Origin of the sequence: Acinetobacter sp. S54 (assembly GCF_016624945.1) — a bacterium.
Classification (GTDB): Bacteria; Pseudomonadota; Gammaproteobacteria; order Pseudomonadales; family Moraxellaceae; genus Acinetobacter.
The window spans coordinates 104,104-122,199 of the sequence record NZ_JACVUI010000001.1; the positions used below are offsets into that span (position 1 = coordinate 104,104).

General features: G+C 39.8%; 21 protein-coding genes. 8 read left to right on the forward strand and 13 right to left on the reverse strand.

Annotation, left to right across the window (positions count from 1 at the left end; translation table 11 throughout):
• Nucleotides 1–11: 11 nt before the first annotated feature.
• The 4 genes from IAE20_RS00490 to alc form a co-directional block, all read right to left on the reverse strand.
• Nucleotides 12–545 (reverse strand): hypothetical protein, encoded by a 534-nt coding sequence (locus tag IAE20_RS00490; RefSeq protein WP_200482031.1) that lies wholly within the window; start codon nt 543–545, stop codon nt 12–14.
• Nucleotides 546–738: 193 nt separating this feature from the next.
• Nucleotides 739–1,476 (reverse strand): hypothetical protein, encoded by a 738-nt coding sequence (locus tag IAE20_RS00495; protein WP_200482030.1) that lies wholly within the window; start codon nt 1,474–1,476, stop codon nt 739–741.
• Between the two features lie 110 nt (nt 1,477–1,586).
• The gene (locus IAE20_RS00500) at nt 1,587–2,090 is read right to left on the reverse strand and encodes an ureidoglycolate lyase (protein ID WP_200482029.1); all 504 of its coding nucleotides are present in this window, start codon (nt 2,088–2,090) and stop codon (nt 1,587–1,589) included.
• 12 nt (nt 2,091–2,102) lie between these two features.
• Nucleotides 2,103–3,107, reverse strand: a complete 1,005-nt coding sequence (alc, locus tag IAE20_RS00505; RefSeq protein WP_200482028.1) for an allantoicase — start codon at nt 3,105–3,107, stop codon at nt 2,103–2,105.
• Nucleotides 3,108–3,318: 211 nt separating this feature from the next.
• Here alc and hpxO point away from each other — a divergent pair, with 211 nt between their 5' ends.
• Both hpxO and IAE20_RS00515 read left to right on the forward strand, forming a co-directional pair.
• Complete coding sequence (gene hpxO / locus IAE20_RS00510; RefSeq protein WP_200458997.1) at nt 3,319–4,476, forward strand: FAD-dependent urate hydroxylase HpxO; 1,158 nt, start codon at nt 3,319–3,321, stop codon at nt 4,474–4,476.
• 150 nt (nt 4,477–4,626) lie between these two features.
• Entirely contained in the window at nt 4,627–5,157 is a 531-nt protein-coding gene (locus tag IAE20_RS00515; protein WP_200482027.1) for a DUF1877 family protein, read from the forward strand.
• On the opposite strand, the gene IAE20_RS00520 is transcribed toward IAE20_RS00515, so the two are convergent.
• The 5 genes from IAE20_RS00520 to puuE all read right to left on the reverse strand — a co-directional run bounded on the left by IAE20_RS00520 (nt 5,139) and on the right by puuE (nt 8,647).
• The gene (locus IAE20_RS00520; RefSeq protein WP_200482026.1) at nt 5,139–5,648 is read right to left on the reverse strand and encodes a GNAT family N-acetyltransferase; all 510 of its coding nucleotides are present in this window, start codon (nt 5,646–5,648) and stop codon (nt 5,139–5,141) included. The two genes, IAE20_RS00515 and IAE20_RS00520, sit on opposite strands and share 19 nt — an antisense overlap.
• A gap of 129 nt (nt 5,649–5,777) precedes the next feature.
• Entirely contained in the window at nt 5,778–6,503 is a 726-nt protein-coding gene (locus tag IAE20_RS00525) for an outer membrane protein OmpK (protein ID WP_200459000.1), read from the reverse strand.
• Between the two features lie 213 nt (nt 6,504–6,716).
• Nucleotides 6,717–7,040 carry a hydroxyisourate hydrolase gene (uraH, locus tag IAE20_RS00530; protein ID WP_200459001.1) on the reverse strand — a complete coding sequence of 108 codons (324 nt, stop codon included), beginning with the start codon at nt 7,038–7,040 and terminating at the stop codon, nt 6,717–6,719.
• A complete protein-coding gene (gene uraD, locus IAE20_RS00535) occupies nt 7,037–7,540 on the reverse strand; it encodes a 2-oxo-4-hydroxy-4-carboxy-5-ureidoimidazoline decarboxylase (protein ID WP_413784478.1) in 504 nt (167 codons plus the stop codon). Before uraD ends, uraH begins: the two co-directional genes overlap by 4 nt.
• 138 nt (nt 7,541–7,678) lie before the next feature.
• Nucleotides 7,679–8,647 (reverse strand): allantoinase PuuE, encoded by a 969-nt coding sequence (puuE, locus tag IAE20_RS00540; RefSeq protein WP_200459358.1) that lies wholly within the window; start codon nt 8,645–8,647, stop codon nt 7,679–7,681.
• 260 nt (nt 8,648–8,907) lie between these two features.
• Between puuE and IAE20_RS00545 the strand changes: the two genes are divergently transcribed.
• From IAE20_RS00545 to IAE20_RS00565, 5 genes are all read left to right on the forward strand, one after another.
• Nucleotides 8,908–9,258, forward strand: coding sequence for an HPF/RaiA family ribosome-associated protein (locus tag IAE20_RS00545; protein ID WP_200482024.1), 351 nt, complete (start codon nt 8,908–8,910; stop codon nt 9,256–9,258).
• 137 nt (nt 9,259–9,395) lie between these two features.
• Nucleotides 9,396–9,932, forward strand: coding sequence for an ankyrin repeat domain-containing protein (locus tag IAE20_RS00550; RefSeq protein ID WP_200459004.1), 537 nt, complete (start codon nt 9,396–9,398; stop codon nt 9,930–9,932).
• A gap of 59 nt (nt 9,933–9,991) precedes the next feature.
• On the forward strand, nt 9,992–10,759 hold the full coding sequence (locus IAE20_RS00555) for a transporter (protein WP_200459005.1): 768 nt from the start codon (nt 9,992–9,994) through the stop codon (nt 10,757–10,759).
• A gap of 15 nt (nt 10,760–10,774) precedes the next feature.
• On the forward strand, nt 10,775–12,622 hold the full coding sequence (dsbD, locus tag IAE20_RS00560) for a protein-disulfide reductase DsbD (protein ID WP_200482023.1): 1,848 nt from the start codon (nt 10,775–10,777) through the stop codon (nt 12,620–12,622).
• A 6-nt stretch (nt 12,623–12,628) separates the two neighbouring features.
• A complete protein-coding gene (locus IAE20_RS00565) occupies nt 12,629–13,321 on the forward strand; it encodes a glutathione S-transferase family protein (RefSeq protein WP_200459007.1) in 693 nt (230 codons plus the stop codon).
• A 3-nt stretch (nt 13,322–13,324) separates the two neighbouring features.
• Here IAE20_RS00565 and IAE20_RS00570 read toward each other — a convergent pair whose 3' ends face one another.
• Nucleotides 13,325–14,497 (reverse strand): GGDEF domain-containing protein, encoded by a 1,173-nt coding sequence (locus IAE20_RS00570; RefSeq protein WP_200459008.1) that lies wholly within the window; start codon nt 14,495–14,497, stop codon nt 13,325–13,327.
• A gap of 355 nt (nt 14,498–14,852) precedes the next feature.
• Nucleotides 14,853–15,764: an alpha/beta hydrolase gene (locus IAE20_RS00575; protein WP_200482051.1), complete on the reverse strand. Its 912-nt coding sequence runs from the start codon at nt 15,762–15,764 to the stop codon at nt 14,853–14,855.
• A 156-nt stretch (nt 15,765–15,920) separates the two neighbouring features.
• Here IAE20_RS00575 and IAE20_RS00580 point away from each other — a divergent pair, with 156 nt between their 5' ends.
• Nucleotides 15,921–16,358 carry a DUF2147 domain-containing protein gene (locus IAE20_RS00580; protein WP_200482022.1) on the forward strand — a complete coding sequence of 146 codons (438 nt, stop codon included), beginning with the start codon at nt 15,921–15,923 and terminating at the stop codon, nt 16,356–16,358.
• A gap of 65 nt (nt 16,359–16,423) precedes the next feature.
• On the opposite strand, the gene IAE20_RS00585 is transcribed toward IAE20_RS00580, so the two are convergent.
• Together IAE20_RS00585 and IAE20_RS00590 are read right to left on the reverse strand one after the other, a co-directional pair.
• Nucleotides 16,424–16,777, reverse strand: a complete 354-nt coding sequence (locus IAE20_RS00585; RefSeq protein WP_200482021.1) for an arsenate reductase — start codon at nt 16,775–16,777, stop codon at nt 16,424–16,426.
• Between the two features lie 468 nt (nt 16,778–17,245).
• A complete protein-coding gene (locus tag IAE20_RS00590) occupies nt 17,246–18,067 on the reverse strand; it encodes an exodeoxyribonuclease III (RefSeq protein WP_200459012.1) in 822 nt (273 codons plus the stop codon).
• Nucleotides 18,068–18,096: the final 29 nt, after the last annotated feature.

The window sequence follows — 18,096 nt, forward strand, 5'->3', positions numbered from 1 at the left end:
TGTAAACTAGATTAATGCAGTTGAGGGATAAGCTTAAGTACCTTTTCCATTTTGAGCTTTTCCATGCTTGCAAGGTGTTGGAAACGGCCATGAATATGCTTTAATTCATCTTTTAAGCTCTGTACCGCCTGTTTTAAAGAAGAAACAGGCACTTCAAACCCTGTGTGATCATGACTGGCATCTGGTTTAAATTTGACCATATCTCCTTCATATTCACATAACACTTGGGGGTGGCCAATCCAGAACTGTTTTAGGTTGCCCTGAGCTAAATGATCCCATGCATGTATATCATTTAAATCTGAACAGCAGCGGGGTAGTAAGATAGGCTGTTGCTCGGCATTGAGTAACACATATCCTCCGTTTAAGGATGTATTTTTAAAGATTGTATCTTTAAGAATTTTACTGAGATTGACATCTGAAATGTCGTGAATTGCGTATAAGTAATAATCGGGTATCAACGAAATAAACGGATCTGCAAAGCCGTAACTGTGGTAGCTTGGCTGACGGTTATCTAAATCCAGCACGGGAATAAAGCGTATATCCATATCGTTATTCTCATCTTGAGTCGTTGTTATAAATACACAGCTATATATTCTGATTATGTTAGCTGCTTAAAAAGTATGCATTAAATGTTGCTAACTGTCTTTCAGTTTCAGACGAATATCTATAACAAGCTCTCATTTTGAATGTACCGATCAAATCAATTTTGATGATTTAAAATAACGATCTGAGCATGATCTAATTTTCTACTTGATAATAGGTTCCACCTGCATAGACATTATGTCCAAAACCACAGCCTGAATTATTTTCATTTTGCTGTACTTCAATTTTTCGACCATATTGATCCTGACCAAGCTTAAGATCAATTTTGCAATCTTCATAACGATAGCTGGCCTGATTTGCTGAAAAAGGCATACGGGTTTCAAAAGAACCCATATTGGGGCCGTAGATTAGGCCACGTAAACCAAAATAATAACCATCAAATGCCAGTTTATAAGTTTTTGCTGTTTTAGAAATCTTAATTGTACTCCACTGGCCATAACCTGCGGATCGAACATATAATCCCTCGACTGTATTGCTGACTTTAGGGAGTTTAAGCTGTTTTAAATTGTATTGACTGATTTTGGCACTGGGGCTACGTAAAAACCATGCTCTGGCCCATAAGGGCTTACCTAGTTTGGCATAAGTTAAACCGACATTATTGTGAGCAAGTTCCACATCACGATCACTAAAATGAGTAGAATTTTGGTCTTCATTAAATTGGCAAAATTGCGTCCAAGCAGCTTGACGTTCAAAATATGGAACAGCTTTATTGTATTGTTTTTGGTCGTAATATTTTTTGCCAAGCGCAGCATCACTTTTTACCTTGGCGCAGCCTTGTTGTAATTCCTGTTCAAAACTGAGTTCCGCAAACGTAAGCGGTGACATCAAAAAGCCACTCCCTAAGAGTGCCAAAATAGAATATTTTATTTTCATTGTTTATCGAGCGTAGTTTAAATTTTTATTCTAAGAGTCATCTTGTATAAATAAAATAACTGCTCTGTAAACAAGTACAAAGCAGTAAATTGGTCTGTGATGACAGGAGATTAAGCTTCGATCGTCACTGAATGAGGAAAAGTATATACATCACAATTCGGCCCTGAACCGATACGATCGACCACAGCAAAATCACTGGGAGATTCAAGCGTCAGCAACGGGTGATGCCATGTTCCAGCTCGATAGTTAACACCTTGCGTACCATCACTCATAAAAGCATGAATCTGGTCAATATTGGGTTGTTCAGGGTTTAAGCTAGGAGCCACTACGATCAGAAATTTTTGACCTTGCATTGGAATAAATGCCTGAGAACCCTGCGGATGTCGTTCTAACATATGAATGGCTAAAGGGAGTGTCGTGGTTTTAATATTGCGAAAAATACTAATCCCAGCTTTTGCTTCACCTTTGATTTCAGTTTCGACCAGACCATGATAACGTTCTGTATGTGCATCATTGATATGGAAAAACGCATGCCCGCTACAGCCAATAACTTCGCCGAAAGGGGCAAAGTTTTCATGGGTGAGTGGCAGGATTTTAATCACAGTTTTTGACATATTGTTCTCGGCTTAAGCCAGCTTTCCCCAAAAACGAATTCGGCTAATACCACCATCTGGAATCATATTGACACGAATATGAGAAATTTTTTCATGCGCTAAAATTTCATTGATATAGTCATGAATATGATCCATTTGCATGTCCTGAGCATTGAGTAGAAATGGCCAGAACATACTTTGCGGAATGAGCTGCGGATCGGTTGCATCTTCAATATACACTGCCTGAATGGAAACCTGTGCAGGGTAATTGCCCTTAAAATGGGCGGTATCAATTTCAATTTTATCAATTTTACCCGCCTGACCCAGCGCTAAAATACACCAGTCAAAACCTGGCGCACGACGACGTTTAGTTTCCCAACCATCGCCCATGTTGATACCACGGCCTGGATTGATCAAATTGCGTGGATGGCCAAAATGCGCATCGCTATAAGCAATGACACGTCCACCGTTTTGCAAGGCTAATAAATCAAGGGTTGCGGTGGAGTTGGTTACCTGAATTTGTACTTCACCGTAGACCCGTAAACGCGCGACGCCACCATCAGGAAAAATATTAATACGGATATGAGTGAAGACATTTTCATTTTCAATGTCAAAAATATGGTGCTGGCTTGGCCCCAGAATACTATTGGCTAAAATGGGCTGCCATAGTGCATTTTGTGTGTCATTATTTGGTGCATAGCAGCCTTCCAATGAAGCAGAAGCAGGATAGTTGCCTGTAAAAAAAGTAGTATCGACATCAACTGCCTTGATTTTGCCTGCGACGCCAAGTTTTACAATGCACCAATCATAACCAGAATGTCGTTTACGACGCGTTTCCCATCCATCCATCCATTTCCCATGATCATCAAATTTATCTTCAACGAAAATGGGGGCTTCAAATTGTAACATGCGTTTTGCTTCTGCAAAAAAATCATCTGAACATTCAACAATTTGTGCACCAATACGGCTATCTGCCAAGTTGGTTAAAGAGTGCAGTTGAGGGGGAAGTTCAAATGTTGGAGCGAGAAGCGTAGCCATAAGTGATATACCGTAATTTGCAGTGAGATGAAAAAAGTTTACTTGAGTCAGGGTGCATTTTTAACTCAGAATGAAAGAAAAGTGCATCATCATTGCACTTTGCTATGCAGGGTATATGCCAATTCTAATAATAGGTTATATTTCCCTACACATGGCATGGTTTTCGCTATGACAGGGATAATGTTGCAAGATATACAAGGGGAATTACACAATGAATATTGTTATTATCGGTGCAGGTATGGGCGGTTTGACCACTGGAATCGCATTAAAGAAATTTGGGCATCAGGTGACAATTTATGAGCAAGCTGAACAAATTCTTCCTGTGGGCGCTGCAATTTCATTGTGGTCAAATGGGGTAAAATGCCTCAACTATCTAGGGCTGGGTGAGCAAGTGGCAAAGCTCGGTGGAGTCATGGATCAACTGGCTTATGTAGATGGTCTAACAGGTGAGGTGATGACCCAGTTTAGCTTGCAACCGTTGATTGATGAAGTCGGACAGCGGCCTTATCCTGTTTCCCGTGCAGAATTACAAAATATGCTTATGGATGAGTTTGGACGTGAAGATATTCATCTCGGTAAGCGTATGGTTACTTTGGAAGATCAGGGGGAGCAGGTTTCAATCCAATTTGCTGATGGTTCAAGTATCGCCACAGATTTATTGGTAGGTGCCGATGGTACACATTCGATTACCCGTGCTTATGTATTAGGTGATCAAGTAGAGCGCCGTTATGCAGGTTATGTCAACTGGAATGGCCTAGTTGAAATCAGTGAAGAATTGGCACCTGCGGATCAGTGGACCACGTTTGTGGGCGAAGGCAAACGTGCATCCTTAATGCCTGTGGCAGATAACCGTTTTTATTTCTTTTTAGATGTACCTCTGGATGCGGGTTTAGAAAATAATAAAGCCAATTATCAAGAGACATTAAAAGGGTATTTCACGGGTTGGTGTACTCCTGTTCAACAGTTGATTGATCGTCTGGATCCACAAAAAACTAATCGTGTTGAAATTTGTGATATTGAACCTTTTACTCAGTATCATAAAGGTCGTGTTGTGATTGTCGGTGATGCAGCGCACAGTACGACACCTGATATTGGTCAGGGAGGATGTCAGGCCATGGAAGATGCGATTTATTTAGCACGTTCGCTACAGATTAATACATTAGGTGTAGCCGATGCATTACGCCGTTATCAGGATAAGCGTAATGAACGTGCTAATGAACTGGTTTTACGTGCACGTAAGCGCTGTGATGTGACCCATATGAAAGATGAACAAGTCACTATGTCATGGTATGAGGAACTGCGTCAGGAACAAGGACCCCATATCATGCGCGGTATTATTAATAATATCGTAGGAAATCCGCTGGATTAATCTTTTATTTTCTTGGCAATACCCACCTCTAAAAGACAGCTTGTTGCTGTCTTTTTTACATTCAGTAATTATCGCATGACAAATCTTTAAGCATTTGTTGTTTCAGCCACGTTAAGCTAAAGGCAAATAACCATGATATGAGCAATAATAATGAATGCTGTATTACTGGCGCTTGAACCGAATGATCTGGAAATTTTAATGATCGAGGCTCAAACACTTGATGAGGTTTACCATGCGCCATCGATTCGCGCTAAATTAAATGTGGGTGAGACATGGCAGGCTTTACAAATATTACTATTCAGAGATGAACGTACGGCTCAAGACCAAGCTCTTCATTTTGCGATCCAAGCAGAATATGCATTTTCTCATCCAGCTTTAAGCGTTGCAAACTTGCGCTACAACCCTGTGATAGAAGTGGATGAGATTGCCAACGCTCTGGAGCGGATTTCAATTGATGACTTTAAACATCGTTATGATCCAGCACTATTAAACCAGAAAAAAGTATTTCCATTTCACTGGGGTAATGATGTTGATAAAGAACAACGTGAATTACTGATGCTATTTGCCCAACTCAAAAACTTTTATGAACTGGCTCAACAGCATAACCACGCGGTGATTACGCTGCAAAGTAAGCAGATTATGTCCGATGTGTATTATATGACTCAAGCTTCATCTAACTGAAGTTGCATAAACACCAGATCGCGCCAATGTCCAAATTTTTGTCCAACTTGTGGCAAATAACCTGTTTGTACAAAGCCTAAACGTTCATGCAACACAATAGAGGCTTTATTTTCGCTGTCAATTGCACCGATCATGATATGAAAAGCTTGTGCTTTGGCAAGTTCAATCATCTGCTCCATTAAGATTTTACCCAGTCCGCGGCGTTTGTACTCAGGAGAAATAAATACCGAATGTTCAATGGTGTGTTTATAGCCGCTAATACTTCGAAACGCTGCATAATATGCATAGCCTGCTACGCGCTGCTGGATAGGATCATAAGCAATCCACATCGGATAATGGTCTTGTTGTAGTTGTTCAAACCAATGCCGATAGGTTTCAAGCGATTTGACTTGATCGTTCCAGTTGGCTGTACCCGTAAGAATCTCGTGGTTATAAATTGCAAGAATCTCTTCTAAATCGTGTAGGGTCGCGGGACGCAACTGAAAATCCATAAGTGTATAACCTGCTGCAAAATCATAAAAAATTATACGCCTAAAAGCATCGAGATTGCTTAAATGACGTATGAAAAAAGCAAGCCCGAAGACTTGCTTTCTCTTTGCCAAACCACAGCAAAATTAATTTTAAAAATGATATTTGATTAAGGCGCTGACATTGTGTTCGTCACGGCCTTTCATACCAAATTTGTTATTCCAAATTGAATGTTCAATACCTAAATACAAACGGGTATCTGGTGAAATATGTTGACCTAGATTCCATTTATATTGTGTGGTCCAGTTAAGTTCGCTAGCGTGATCACCTTCTGCAGTTGACCAATCCAGAAACCCGTCCACTAAAAACTCTTCCGATGAAACTTTAAATGGCAACGCATACGTCGCCGTCATTTGGTAGTCATCATCCGTACTTTCGTTATTAGCGCGATAGAAGTTCAGATTGAAATACTGAAAATACGGGACATTTAAATCAACTGCAAAACCATATAGAAAGTTATCGAAACTGCTAAAGTCATCGTTGTTACTTTCCCATGTCGTTGAAATCAAAACGTCCTTAATTGGACCATAAGACAATTTTTGTCCTGAAATCTCACTTAAACTAAAGCGCGGTGAAAGCTCAAAATAAGTGACTTTGTGGTCATCACCGCCACGCATGCGGTCCATAAAAAAGAAGACATCCGCATATTTGACTTTTGCGGCATACTCTAAAGTTACCGTGGTTTCTTCTTTATCTACGACTTCATAATTTTCGCCGTATAACCCTGTAATACTGAAGTCCTGCCAGATCGGTTTAGCCTGAGCCATCGTGGTAGCAGATAAAAGTGTAGCGGCAACCACCCCAAATTTAAATTTCATCGCAAATATCTCCCCAGATAAAAAGCGAGTAAAGCATACAGGCTCTTAAGCAAAAATAAAGCCAAATTTGATTAAAGGTTAAAAATATCTGGGATGAAATGTGGGCAATAAAATATAAAAAATAGAGGAGAAGACATTTTATTATGGAAATTTATAGGTTTATATTGTGTTTAGGGAGCCCTGTCAGATTCCCTAAATACATGATTTTTTATCTTAACTGCCACGATAAGTAGAATAAGCAAATGGGCTAATCAATAACGGAACATGATAGTGTTCGTCTGGATTTTCAATAAAAAATTGAATATTCACCTGTGGGAAAAAGGTTTTTAAATCATGTTGAGCAAAATACGGTGCAATATCATATTCAAGTAAATATGCACCACGTTGTAATTCTTCAAGTCCAAAATCTTTTAAGCGACCATCATCATTGGTATAACCATTGCCCAATAAGGTACGGGTTTTGGCATCGTAGAGACGAACTTCAACCTGTGGTGCAGGTTTACCTAAATGTGTATCTAAAATATGGGTACTAATCATGCTTCAATTCCTTGACTCAAGCGTAATAATGCGATGGCGGCCAACTGTTCGTGAACAATCTTTTTTTCTGTTTCCAGATCATGCTGTAAACGCTGTTGTAGGGAACTGAGAATCTGCTCGCTACTAAGCCCTGCAGCTTTAATTAAAAAGATAAAGCCAAACTTTTGCTCATAGGCGACATTGCCTTCAAAAAGCGCTTGTTGGGTTTGGGCATCTTGTTTGACGCCAGATTGTTCCTGATCTGAAAATTGAGCTTCACGTTCAGTGAGTTCCACTTTGGCTTTTTTTTCACCAATGCGCGGATGCGTGGATAGCGCGGTTTCAATTTCAGTCCATGTCCAGTTTTGGCTTTGTTGCGAGGCAGCATCCAACAAAGCTTGCGCGGAGGCATAAGGTCGTTGCTGACTTAAGTGATCTACCCATGAAGGAATATGCACACATGCGCTCAAAAAGGGCGTTATGTGTTGGGTTGCTGTGTGATTAAACTCAGAAAAACGCACCATATTCATCCAGTATTTAAGCAGAAAATAACATCATTCATCGAGCAATTAAAATGCCAGAGAAATGGATATCTACAAAATCAAATAATGTAGATATCTATTTATTTATGTTCACTCTATTGCCTGAGTATTTAAAAATTAGCCAGTATAAGGATGGTTTTGATACCAGTGCGCTGCGATATCATTACGACGGCAAATCCAGACCTTATCATGCGATTGTATGTAATCCAGAAAACGTTGCAAGGCTTTAAAACGACCAGGACGCCCTAAAAGACGGCAATGCATACCAATAGAGAGCATTTTTGGTGCAGTTTCACCTTCTGCATAAAGAACATCAAAAGCATCTTTTAAATATTGATAAAATTGTTCACCACTATTAAAGCCACCCGGCGAACAGAATTTCATATCATTTGATTCAAGGGTATAGGGAATAATCAGGTGAGGTCTTGTCTCCCCCTCTTTATTGGTCAGTGTTGTCCAAAATGGTAAATCATCACCATAATAATCACAGTCATATTTAATCTGTGGGAACTCGGCCAAAATTTGACGGGTATTTGGGCTATCACGCCCTGTATACCAGCCGATCGGAGCTTCGCCAAATAGCGTTTCAAGAACGGAAATGGCCTGATCCATATACATCCGTTCAGTTTCGACATCCATATCCTGATAATGAATCCAGCGTTGGCCATGAGAGACCACATCATATTGAGCAGTTTTGATCGCATCGACGACGTAAGGGTTGCGTACCAATGCCATGCCTACACCAAAAATAGTCATGGGTAAGCCACGGCGCTGAAACTCTTCGTGAATACGCCAGAAACCTGCTCGGGAACCATATTCATACATTGAATCCATCGACATATGTTTGGCGGGGAAACTGGCTGCACCGATAATATCGGATAAAAACTGTTCTGAACCTAAATCACCATGTTCAATATGATTTTCGCTACCTTCTTCATAATTAAGCACAAATTGCACAGCAACACGCGCCTGATTTGGCCATTGCGCATGTGGGGGCTGACCATGATAACCAATTAAATCGCGTGAATAGGGTGCATTTTTGATCTGGTCAATCAGATCTTGTCCACGTAAATATGAAGAATTCACCATGTTGCATCCTTTTTGATCAAAATGTCATAAAAATTTAAAAAATCAGCTTGCATATTTTTGAGTATAGACAGATATTGAAGATAGAGAAGCGCTTCAAGCACTTAAAAAACAACACCAACATAAAGCATAAAAGGAGATAACAACCAATTACACAACAGAGATGTACAACAGCACCGAATTACAGCATGCTCAAAGTGTGCCAATTAAGTTTTGCATAGATGGTTATATAGAAATACTGATACAAAGAGGATGAAATCATGAATATTGAAATCCGCACAGATAAAAACATCCAAAATAGTGAACGTTTAATTGAATATGTTCGTGCAGAACTTTCTGATGAATTTCAGCGCCATGCTGAACGCATTACTCACTTTTCGGTACACTTGAGTGATGAGAACGGGGACAAAAAAAACGGCGAAGATGATATCCGGTGCATGATCGAAGCGCGTCCAGCAGGCTTAAAGCCAATTGCAGTCAGCCATAAAGCAGGAAATATTGATTTAGCCATTCATGGTTCGATTGAAAAACTAAAACGTAGCCTAGAACATACCTTCGAAAAACAGGAACCATCGCGTGGTGGTCGAGTCGAATTTGCAGACGAAGAATAATGCAATGAAAGAAGCCCTACGGGGCTTTTTTTATATTTATTTGAAAAATGAGATAAATTTAAATCAAAATATCACAAATCACCGTTAAATTTTCGGCATAATAGTAGCCAAATCCCTTTAAAGTGGTGAGATAATCCATGCTAACAGCCCAACAACAAGCCTTTGTTCAGGCCATTGAAGAATTAGACCTTGAACAGGTGCAGCGCCTGTTAGCGGCAGGTCTTGATCCAAATTTTATTGATCCTGAAAAGGGCCCACCGATTTCTGTTTTTAGTGATGGTTTATTTAAGTGGTGGGAAATGGTGTGTGAGGCTTATGAAGCTAATCAGCCCTTGAGTGAAGATGAAAAACAACAAGTATTAAAAGTACATTTGGATATTTTGGAGGCGCTGATAAAGGCCAAAGCCAACTTGCATTTATGGGATTCAGAAGAACTATATGGTCCACTTTGGGATGCGGCAAGTTCCGCATGTGTGCCTGTAGTTCAGCGTTTGCTCGATGAAAAAGTTGATCCGAATACGCGTGACGACGAAGGACTCACCATTTTATCTTCAGTCAGTGATTTATTCTTTGATTGTGAGTTTGATCAAATTAATTGGGCAGAGGCATTGCCAGAAGAGAAACAGACACTAGAGTTATTGCGTAGTCGCGGTGCAAAAATGTCGAAAGAATAAACCTGTTTTTTTGCAATAATCAGGTTAAGTAAAAAATGAACTGAATTTTGAGTGTATCCATGAACATGTTTAAAACACTAACTTTTATTCTGGCTGCGGGCGCAACGGTTGATACTTTTGCCGCTGATTTTTCTTTTGACCGTCCTGGTTCAGGTTTTGGAACAGGTATTACACCTGTAGGCCAGTTGGCTTGGGAACAAGGTTTACCAAGCGCAACGTACAATGAAACTTCTGTAGAGGGTGTCAAAGAAAAAACCGTCACTCTGAATGAAGATATGCTGTTACGTACCGGTCTGACCAAAGATTTAGAATTACAATTAGGCTGGCAAGGACCTGCGTGGTATCAAACCAAACGCGCAGGTAAAAAAATTCACGACAATGGGCTGGGCGATATCACAATAGGCTTGAAAAAAGCCATTGATTTAGATGATGATCGACTTTCAATGGCGATTTTGGCGCAAGCGCTGATCGCAACTGGCAATGATGAATTTACTGAACACGATGATATTTACAGTTTAAGTTCAGCTGTGGCGTATCAGTACAGTGATTTAATTGAAACCTCAATTACCATGAAATATGAAGTTCAAAATAGCGACTGGGCGGTAACTGCGATTCCAACGATTGGCTATAAATTAAGTGGAAAATGGTCTGGTTATTCTGAATTTGTATATCGTAAAGCTGAAAGCCAAGACTACGAATATGGACTGGGAACAGGAGTTATTTATGCCATTAATGACCGTGCGCAATTGGATGCTAGTGTCGGCGTTGGTTTAAATGGAAACGACAAAAACTATAACGGTGGTTTTGGTTTTTCTTACCTGTTCTAAGTAATTGAGGAAATAATGGCGCATTTTCAAAGTCGCAGTGGCATTTTTAACTTTTTAATTCTGTCACTTTGTTTTTTTGCGACGCAGCTCTATGCTAAAAATGAGGCATTGTTGAGTCCTGAAGATGCGTTTTCATTTTCTGTTGAGTCGCTTGATCAAAAGACCGCTGTTCTAAATTGGTCGATTCAGCCGCATTATTATTTATATCAGCATAAGTTTGAGGTCAAACAGGGTGATCATTCTCTGCCGCTGAATCTGCCGAAAGCACGGCAGCAATATGATGATAACTTTGGAAATAGTCAGGTTTATTATCAAAACGTACAGTTTCAAATTCAGACTCAACCTTCTCAAACCTATCAGGTGACATGGCAGGGTTGTGCCAAAGACAGAATTTGTTATCCTCCTCAAACCATTGAGTTTCAGACTGATCTGGATGGTCTGGTCAGTATCCAAAATACAGGGCAGTCGAAGAAAACCTTTCTGGATGCAGCTAAAGCATCTCAAAATAATGTATCAAATAGTATTTATGCTGAATCTGGTTCAGGTTCAGATGCAACAAGAAAATCTGGAACAACAGAGGCGGCCCAGTTAAATAGCGATACTCAAGTGGCTCAGGATCAATTCTGGAGCAGTAAACTTGAGCAACATTCATTGGGGTATGGCGTTCTGCTGTTTTTGGGTTTGGGAATGCTGTTGGCTTTTACGCCATGTTCATTGCCCATGTTACCCATACTCACCTCACTCATCGTGAGGGAAAGCAAAGGTTTACGCGCATGGATCGTTGCGCTGACTTTTGTATGTAGTATGGCATTGGTGTATGCGGTACTGGGTTTAATTGCTTCATCAGCAGGACTTAATTTTCAGCGTTGGTTACAGCAGCCTGCGACTTTGATTGCCTTTAGTTTATTATTTGTGGTTTTTGCCTTAAATTTATTTGGCTTATTCGAGATCAAGCTTCCTCAGCAATTAATGAATCATTTGGATCGGATTCAATCGGTACAACGGGGGGGAACACTGCTTGGTGCTGCGATTATGGGCATGATTTCTGCCTTATTGGTTGGGCCTTGTATGACGGCTCCTTTGGCAGGAACTTTATTATTTATTTCCCAGACTCAGGATCAGTGGCAAGGGGCTTTACTCTTATTTTGCCTAGGCTTTGGCATGGGCATTCCTTTACTACTGGCCACCATTTTAGGCGCAAAAGTTCTACCCAAAGCTGGGCAATGGATGCATCAGATCAAAGTGATTTTTGCGTTTATCATGCTGGGTTTGAGTCTGTATTTCATACGACCTTTATTGCCTGCGCTTGTACTACAAATTTTAAGTCTGGCTTTAGGGTTAAGTTTTATTGCATATACCTGTTATCGTCTTGTCAAACATCATGATCGTTTACGCTGGTTGTATATTTTATTATTAATATTCGTAATTCCTGCGATCATGTTTGATCAATACCAGCATTTTCAGCGTAATCAGCTCGATCAACAGCAAGGTGCTAGTGCTTGGCATATCGCACATACTGCGGCTGAGTTTCAGCAATTATTAAACCAAGCCCCGAAGGATCCTATTGTTATTATTGATGTCTATGCGGATTGGTGTGTCGCTTGCCAACCAATTGAACACCGTATTTTAAAAGATGCCCAAGTACAAACGGCATTACAGCCCTATTATCTTATTAAACTGGATCTCAGCCAGTATGATACTTCTCATCAGGCTTTGCTGAATCAATGGCAGATTTTAGGGCCACCGACCTATTTATTTTTAAATTCACAGCAACAGGAATTGCGCCGTTTACGATTGACTGGAGCATTTAGTAAGACTGAGCTGCTGGATCATTTACAGGCGTTAAAAAATCTCAAGGAGTAAGGTCTGATGGAACTTTATATTGGCAATAAAAACTATTCATCATGGTCGATGCGTCCTTGGTTGGTTATGACACATTTTAATTTGACATTGGATGAGCATGCGGTTGCTTTTGATGATTTTGCTGTTGAAGGGCAGTTTAAGCAAACCATGTCAGCCATTAGTCCTGCAGCTAAAGTTCCCACATTGGTTGATCAGGATGTGGTGGTGTGGGATTCTCTCGCAATTTGTGAATATCTGGCGGAAAGTTTTCCTGAAAAACATTTATGGCCGGTGGATAAAACCCAACGTGCCCGTGCGCGCAGTATTAGCGCAGAAATGCATAGTAGTTTTATGACGCTGAGACAATACTGTGGCATGAACATTGAAGCAGATCTAAGGTTTATTGGCAGTAAACTATGGAATGACTTGCCAGCATTGCGAACAGATGTGGCTCGTATTGAACAGATCTGGGCTGAACGGCCAGATATGAATGGTTTTTTATGTGGTGACTTTAGTATTGCAGATGCTTTCTATGCACCAGTGGTGATGCGTTTTGTGAGTTATGGTTTGCCTGTTTCTGAGCAAAGTCAGCAATATATGCAAACCATCTTGGCCAATGCTGCGGTACAACAGTGGATGAATCAGGCACAGGTAGAAAAGCAGTTTGTTCAAAATCAGGAACCTTATCGACAGCATCCTGAGCAGTTTTTGAGAGTGTGAGGTTTAGCTGAGACGAGGCGGCAGATCAAAAAAACATTGGACTTGATTACGTCCCATCGCCTTGACCGCGTATAAGGCCTGATCAGCCTGATTAAGTATTTCTTTAGGATCACAATTATACTGAGACGTTGCAATACCAAAACTGGCGCTAATACGAATTTCGTTTTGATGGTCGACCAATATATTTAGTTTTTGAATAGCAAGTCGGCATCGTTCAGCAATAATTTTTGCTTGTTCTAGCGGCGTGTGGGGAAGTAATAGAATAAATTCTTCACCCCCAAAGCGCCCAATATAGTCTTGACGTCGTAGATGATTGGACAAACAGTTTGCAACTTCAATTAAAACTTCATCACCAATATGATGACCATAGTGGTCATTAATCTGTTTAAAATGATCTAGATCCAACAAAATAATGGCATAACCTGATTTTGGGTCAAGATGTTGCAGATGCAATTCTTGTAAACACCGATTTATACTGCGGCGATTGAGTATATTGGTTAAGGGATCAATCTGGCTGAGACGTTGAATATACTCCTCACGATTGCGCCATTGAGTCAGTAAAATTTCAAATAAAAGTAAACAGGTTAAAAAAATTGGTGCGCTAAAGAAAATCATACTTGCGACCCAAAATGGATGAGTAAAAGCATCGATTCCTAAATGTCCAAAATTAAAAAGAGGAGCGTAGGGAATGATATGCTTCATGCTCAAATACGTACTGCCTAAAAGCATTATACTCGCGGGGATCATCACCACATAGATGAAATGACGTTGAAATAGAATGAGCCCCACGCCTACTATACTGACATAACCTACCATAGTGGCTGGGCTAAGCGTACCAATCGAATAGCTCCCTGCACATAAAGTCACAGTAAATAATCCAACACTGAGCCAAGGAATAACCGCTTCAAACCATTTATGTTCACGATAATAAAGGGTCGGATAAATCAATAACGCCAATAAACAAAACCCGAGAATATCAATTCCCAAGCTAACTTTTAGTAAGGAGCGATTAATGAGCGGCCATAATTCAGGTTTCAAAAAAATATAAACTTTCCAGACGATCCATGTGATATGGATACCACATGCTAAAAATAGAATCAGGGTACATTTTTGCATGGTGGTCCAGTTCATGACGACATTATCTTCAAATATCGCTTTGATTAACCGTTTTTTCATTTGCAACATCCCCGGTAATGCCATCACGTAACAATGCAAAACCGTATACTTTTTTCATTAAAATTTTAATTGTTGTGATATGGAGGACTATAGATTGGTTTTTATTTGCTTAAGATAACAGTTTTAGGCGTGTATGAAAATTGAGCTTGGTCTGAAAAAATTGTGATGTTATTGGCGTTAATATTCTTTTATTCATTCATTTTTTTACTGAATTATTTAAAGTCACGCTAAGTTTTTGGGGGGATTAACCTATTTCACCCAGAATATTTTTCATGTAATGAAATAGGTAAGAGATGAGGGAGATAGTGGTAAATTAATCTCATTTTAAATTTAAAAGCTCGAACGTCTACACCTACTAGTCTTTATCCAATTGGTGAGCAAATTCAGCAATATCTGCCAATGCCTGTTTAGCTTCATCAAACCATGCATTAAACATCTGAAAATTGTGCCACATACCCGTGTAAAGTTTAAATTCTACATGTACTCCTGCTTTCTTGGCCTGTTCCTGAAAGCGTTTAGCATCGTCCAATAGAATCTCTTTAGAGCCGACTTGTACTAATGTTGGCGGTAAACCAGAAAGATCATCAAATAAAGGAGAAACTTGAGGATTGTCAGTGGCGATCCGATCACCCAAATAATAATCGATTCCTGCTTCCAGCGCTTCAATAGACAATAAAGCGTCATGCTTGCGATTAAAGCGTAAAGACTCGCTGGTTAAAGTTAAGTCCAGAAAAGGCGACAGTAGGATCAAGCCGCTAGGTTGTTCGTCCTGATTTTCTTTAAGACGTAAACACAGTGCCAAAGCTAGATTTGCTCCACAGGAATCGCCCGAAATAATAATATCCTTGGCCTGTATGCCCTGATCCAATAAAAGTTGATAGATATCATAAAGTGCATCTAAGGCATCGGGAAAACCACTTTCAGGTGCCAAAGGGTAATCGACATGAATGACCTGCATCTGCGTACGTGCTGAAATATCAGTCATAAAAGCACGATGCGTATTTAGACTGCCTAAGAAGAATGCACCGCCATGAATATGAAAAATGAGTTGGGTTGAAGATGATTGAGGTTTGATTTCCTCTGCTTTTATACCCGCTAGGCGAATTGGACGAATTTCAACTTCTTTATTGATTGGGAAAACACGGCATAGTTGATCCAACGCCGTTCTGAGAGCTGCTGGAGGTAAACTAAACTGACTTGGAGTTCGGATAGCAGCTTTTAAAATTGTTTCAGTAATATATTGTTTCCACATGGTATTCATCTTCATCATTTTTTCATAGTTGGAGTATAATTTTTAAAATTGTGCGAATTGGGCTATACAAGTTACAAGGCTACACTAATTAGTCACAGACAAAAATTGCAATATTGTTGTGAGTTTTGAATACTAATCATGTCAACAAAGACTTAGGGATATTAAACAAAAATGAAAAAATTTGCATTGGCAATTGGATTACTTGGTGCGACAGTTTTGGCAAATGCAACTGATCCATTAAATGGTACGGTTTGGAAAACGATTGACGATCAAACAAAACAACCGAAAGCGATTGTGAAATTCACTGAGCAAAAAAACGGGACATTATCTGCGACGATCCAAAGTATTTTAACGCCTGGTGAAGAAAATTCTTGTACTAAATGTGAAGGACCCTACAAGAATAAATCACTGAAAGGCGTCACCATTGTGAATGGCCTAAAAAATACAGGTGGCGCAAGTTATGATGGTGGATCAATTCTGGATCCTAAAACAGGTAAAACCTATAAACTCAAAGGTGAGCTTGCGGATGGCGGTAAGAAACTGAATATTCGTGGCTATATTGGAATATCGGCATTAGGGCGTAATCAAACATGGATTCGTGCTAACTAATCGAATTTCTTCTAAATAGCATCAAATAGCCGAATGATTGATTCGGCTATTTTTTTATCAAATTTTTAGGCTTTGGCTAATTGTTGATAAGCTGCTTCATCAAAACCTACCAGATAACCCTGAGCTGTTTGGAGAACAGGGCGTTTAATCAAACTGGGATGGGCGATTAGGGTTTCAATTAAATGGGCTTCACTGCTGAGCGCAAATTGTTGTTCATCAGGCGATAACTTACGCCATGTAGTTCCCTTTTTATTTAAAATAATGTCCGCACCGACTTGATCTAACCAGACTTGAATAGTTTCTGCATCTATTCCTTGTTTTTTATAATCATGAAACTCGTAATTTAATCCTTGAGCATTCAGTGCATCAAAGGCTTTTTTCATTGAATTACAGTTTTTAATTCCATAAATCTTTAACATATTCTTGGGCTTTATCCATGACAATGCGTATTAGCCTACCCAAAAATAAAACAAAGCTCTAGTCTGAAGTGAATTGAAAAATGGATTTGAGATAACAATATCAGAATTAATTAAATCTATCGTACTTGTGTAATTAGATAAATGTCATAATATTGACATATGCTTCAGGTAAAAATGACTTGAAATTATAAGTAGATTGATCAAGAGTATTTTAATGGATGTTAAAAAAGAGAAAACCCGCATTTAATCATCCTGATCATGCGGGTCTCAGTCCAACGTCCATTGTCACATCCTTGAATAACCAAACTAGGTTATATATTTCCTTCCTACGGCGTCCTATCCTTTTGTCATCCTGACATGTCCCTGTGCCGTGCAGCTATAATGCTCTTAAACGTCTGTAAGAAAAATATACAATTTCCACAACAATTGTAGGTAAAAACCATTAATTCAGTGAACAAGTGTACCTTTTTAGCCGATTTTATAGTCAATAATCACAGGTGCATGGTCGCTAAACCATTCTTCTTTATAGACCCAAGCGTTGACTGTGCGGTCTTTCCAATCGGGAGAACAAGCGTGATAATCAATACGCCACCCCACGTTTTTGGCACGGGCTTGTCCACGGTTGGACCACCATGAATACAGTTCGGCTTCCTGACGGACTTCACGGAAAGTGTCCACATAACCTAAATCGTCATAGATATGATCCAGCCATGCACGTTCATGAGGCAAACAGCCAGATGATTTCTGATTGCCTGACCAGTTTTTAATATCAATACGTTTATGTACGATATTGTAGTCACCACAGACAATGATCGATTTATTCTCACCACGCCATTGCTTTAAAATTCGTGCATATTGCTCTAAAAAGACATCTTTACGTGCTTGTGCTTCATCGCCTGAAGAACCAGACGGTAAATACAAGGAACATACATAAACAGGCTGTGCTAGACCTAAATCAAATTCGGCCGCAATAAAACGCCCTTGTGAATCGGCGAGTTCAAAACCCAGCCCATCTTGTACCGAGCTAAAGGGAATGCGACTATAGATGGCTGTACCCGCATAGCCAGCACGTTCAGCAGGAAACAGATGAGTGTACCAGCCTTCTGGTTTAAATTTATCTGTCCATTGGGTATGGGTAATGCGACTCTCCTGCATACACACCACATCAGCTTCTGACTTTTCCAGCCATTCGAGCAGCCCTTTGGTCACAGATGAACGCAAACCATTTACGTTAATTGAAACCACACGTAGAATTTTTACATCACTTGGATAGCTATCCTTTGGTATCATGCGCAAGTTTGACCTCAATTGATGAATCT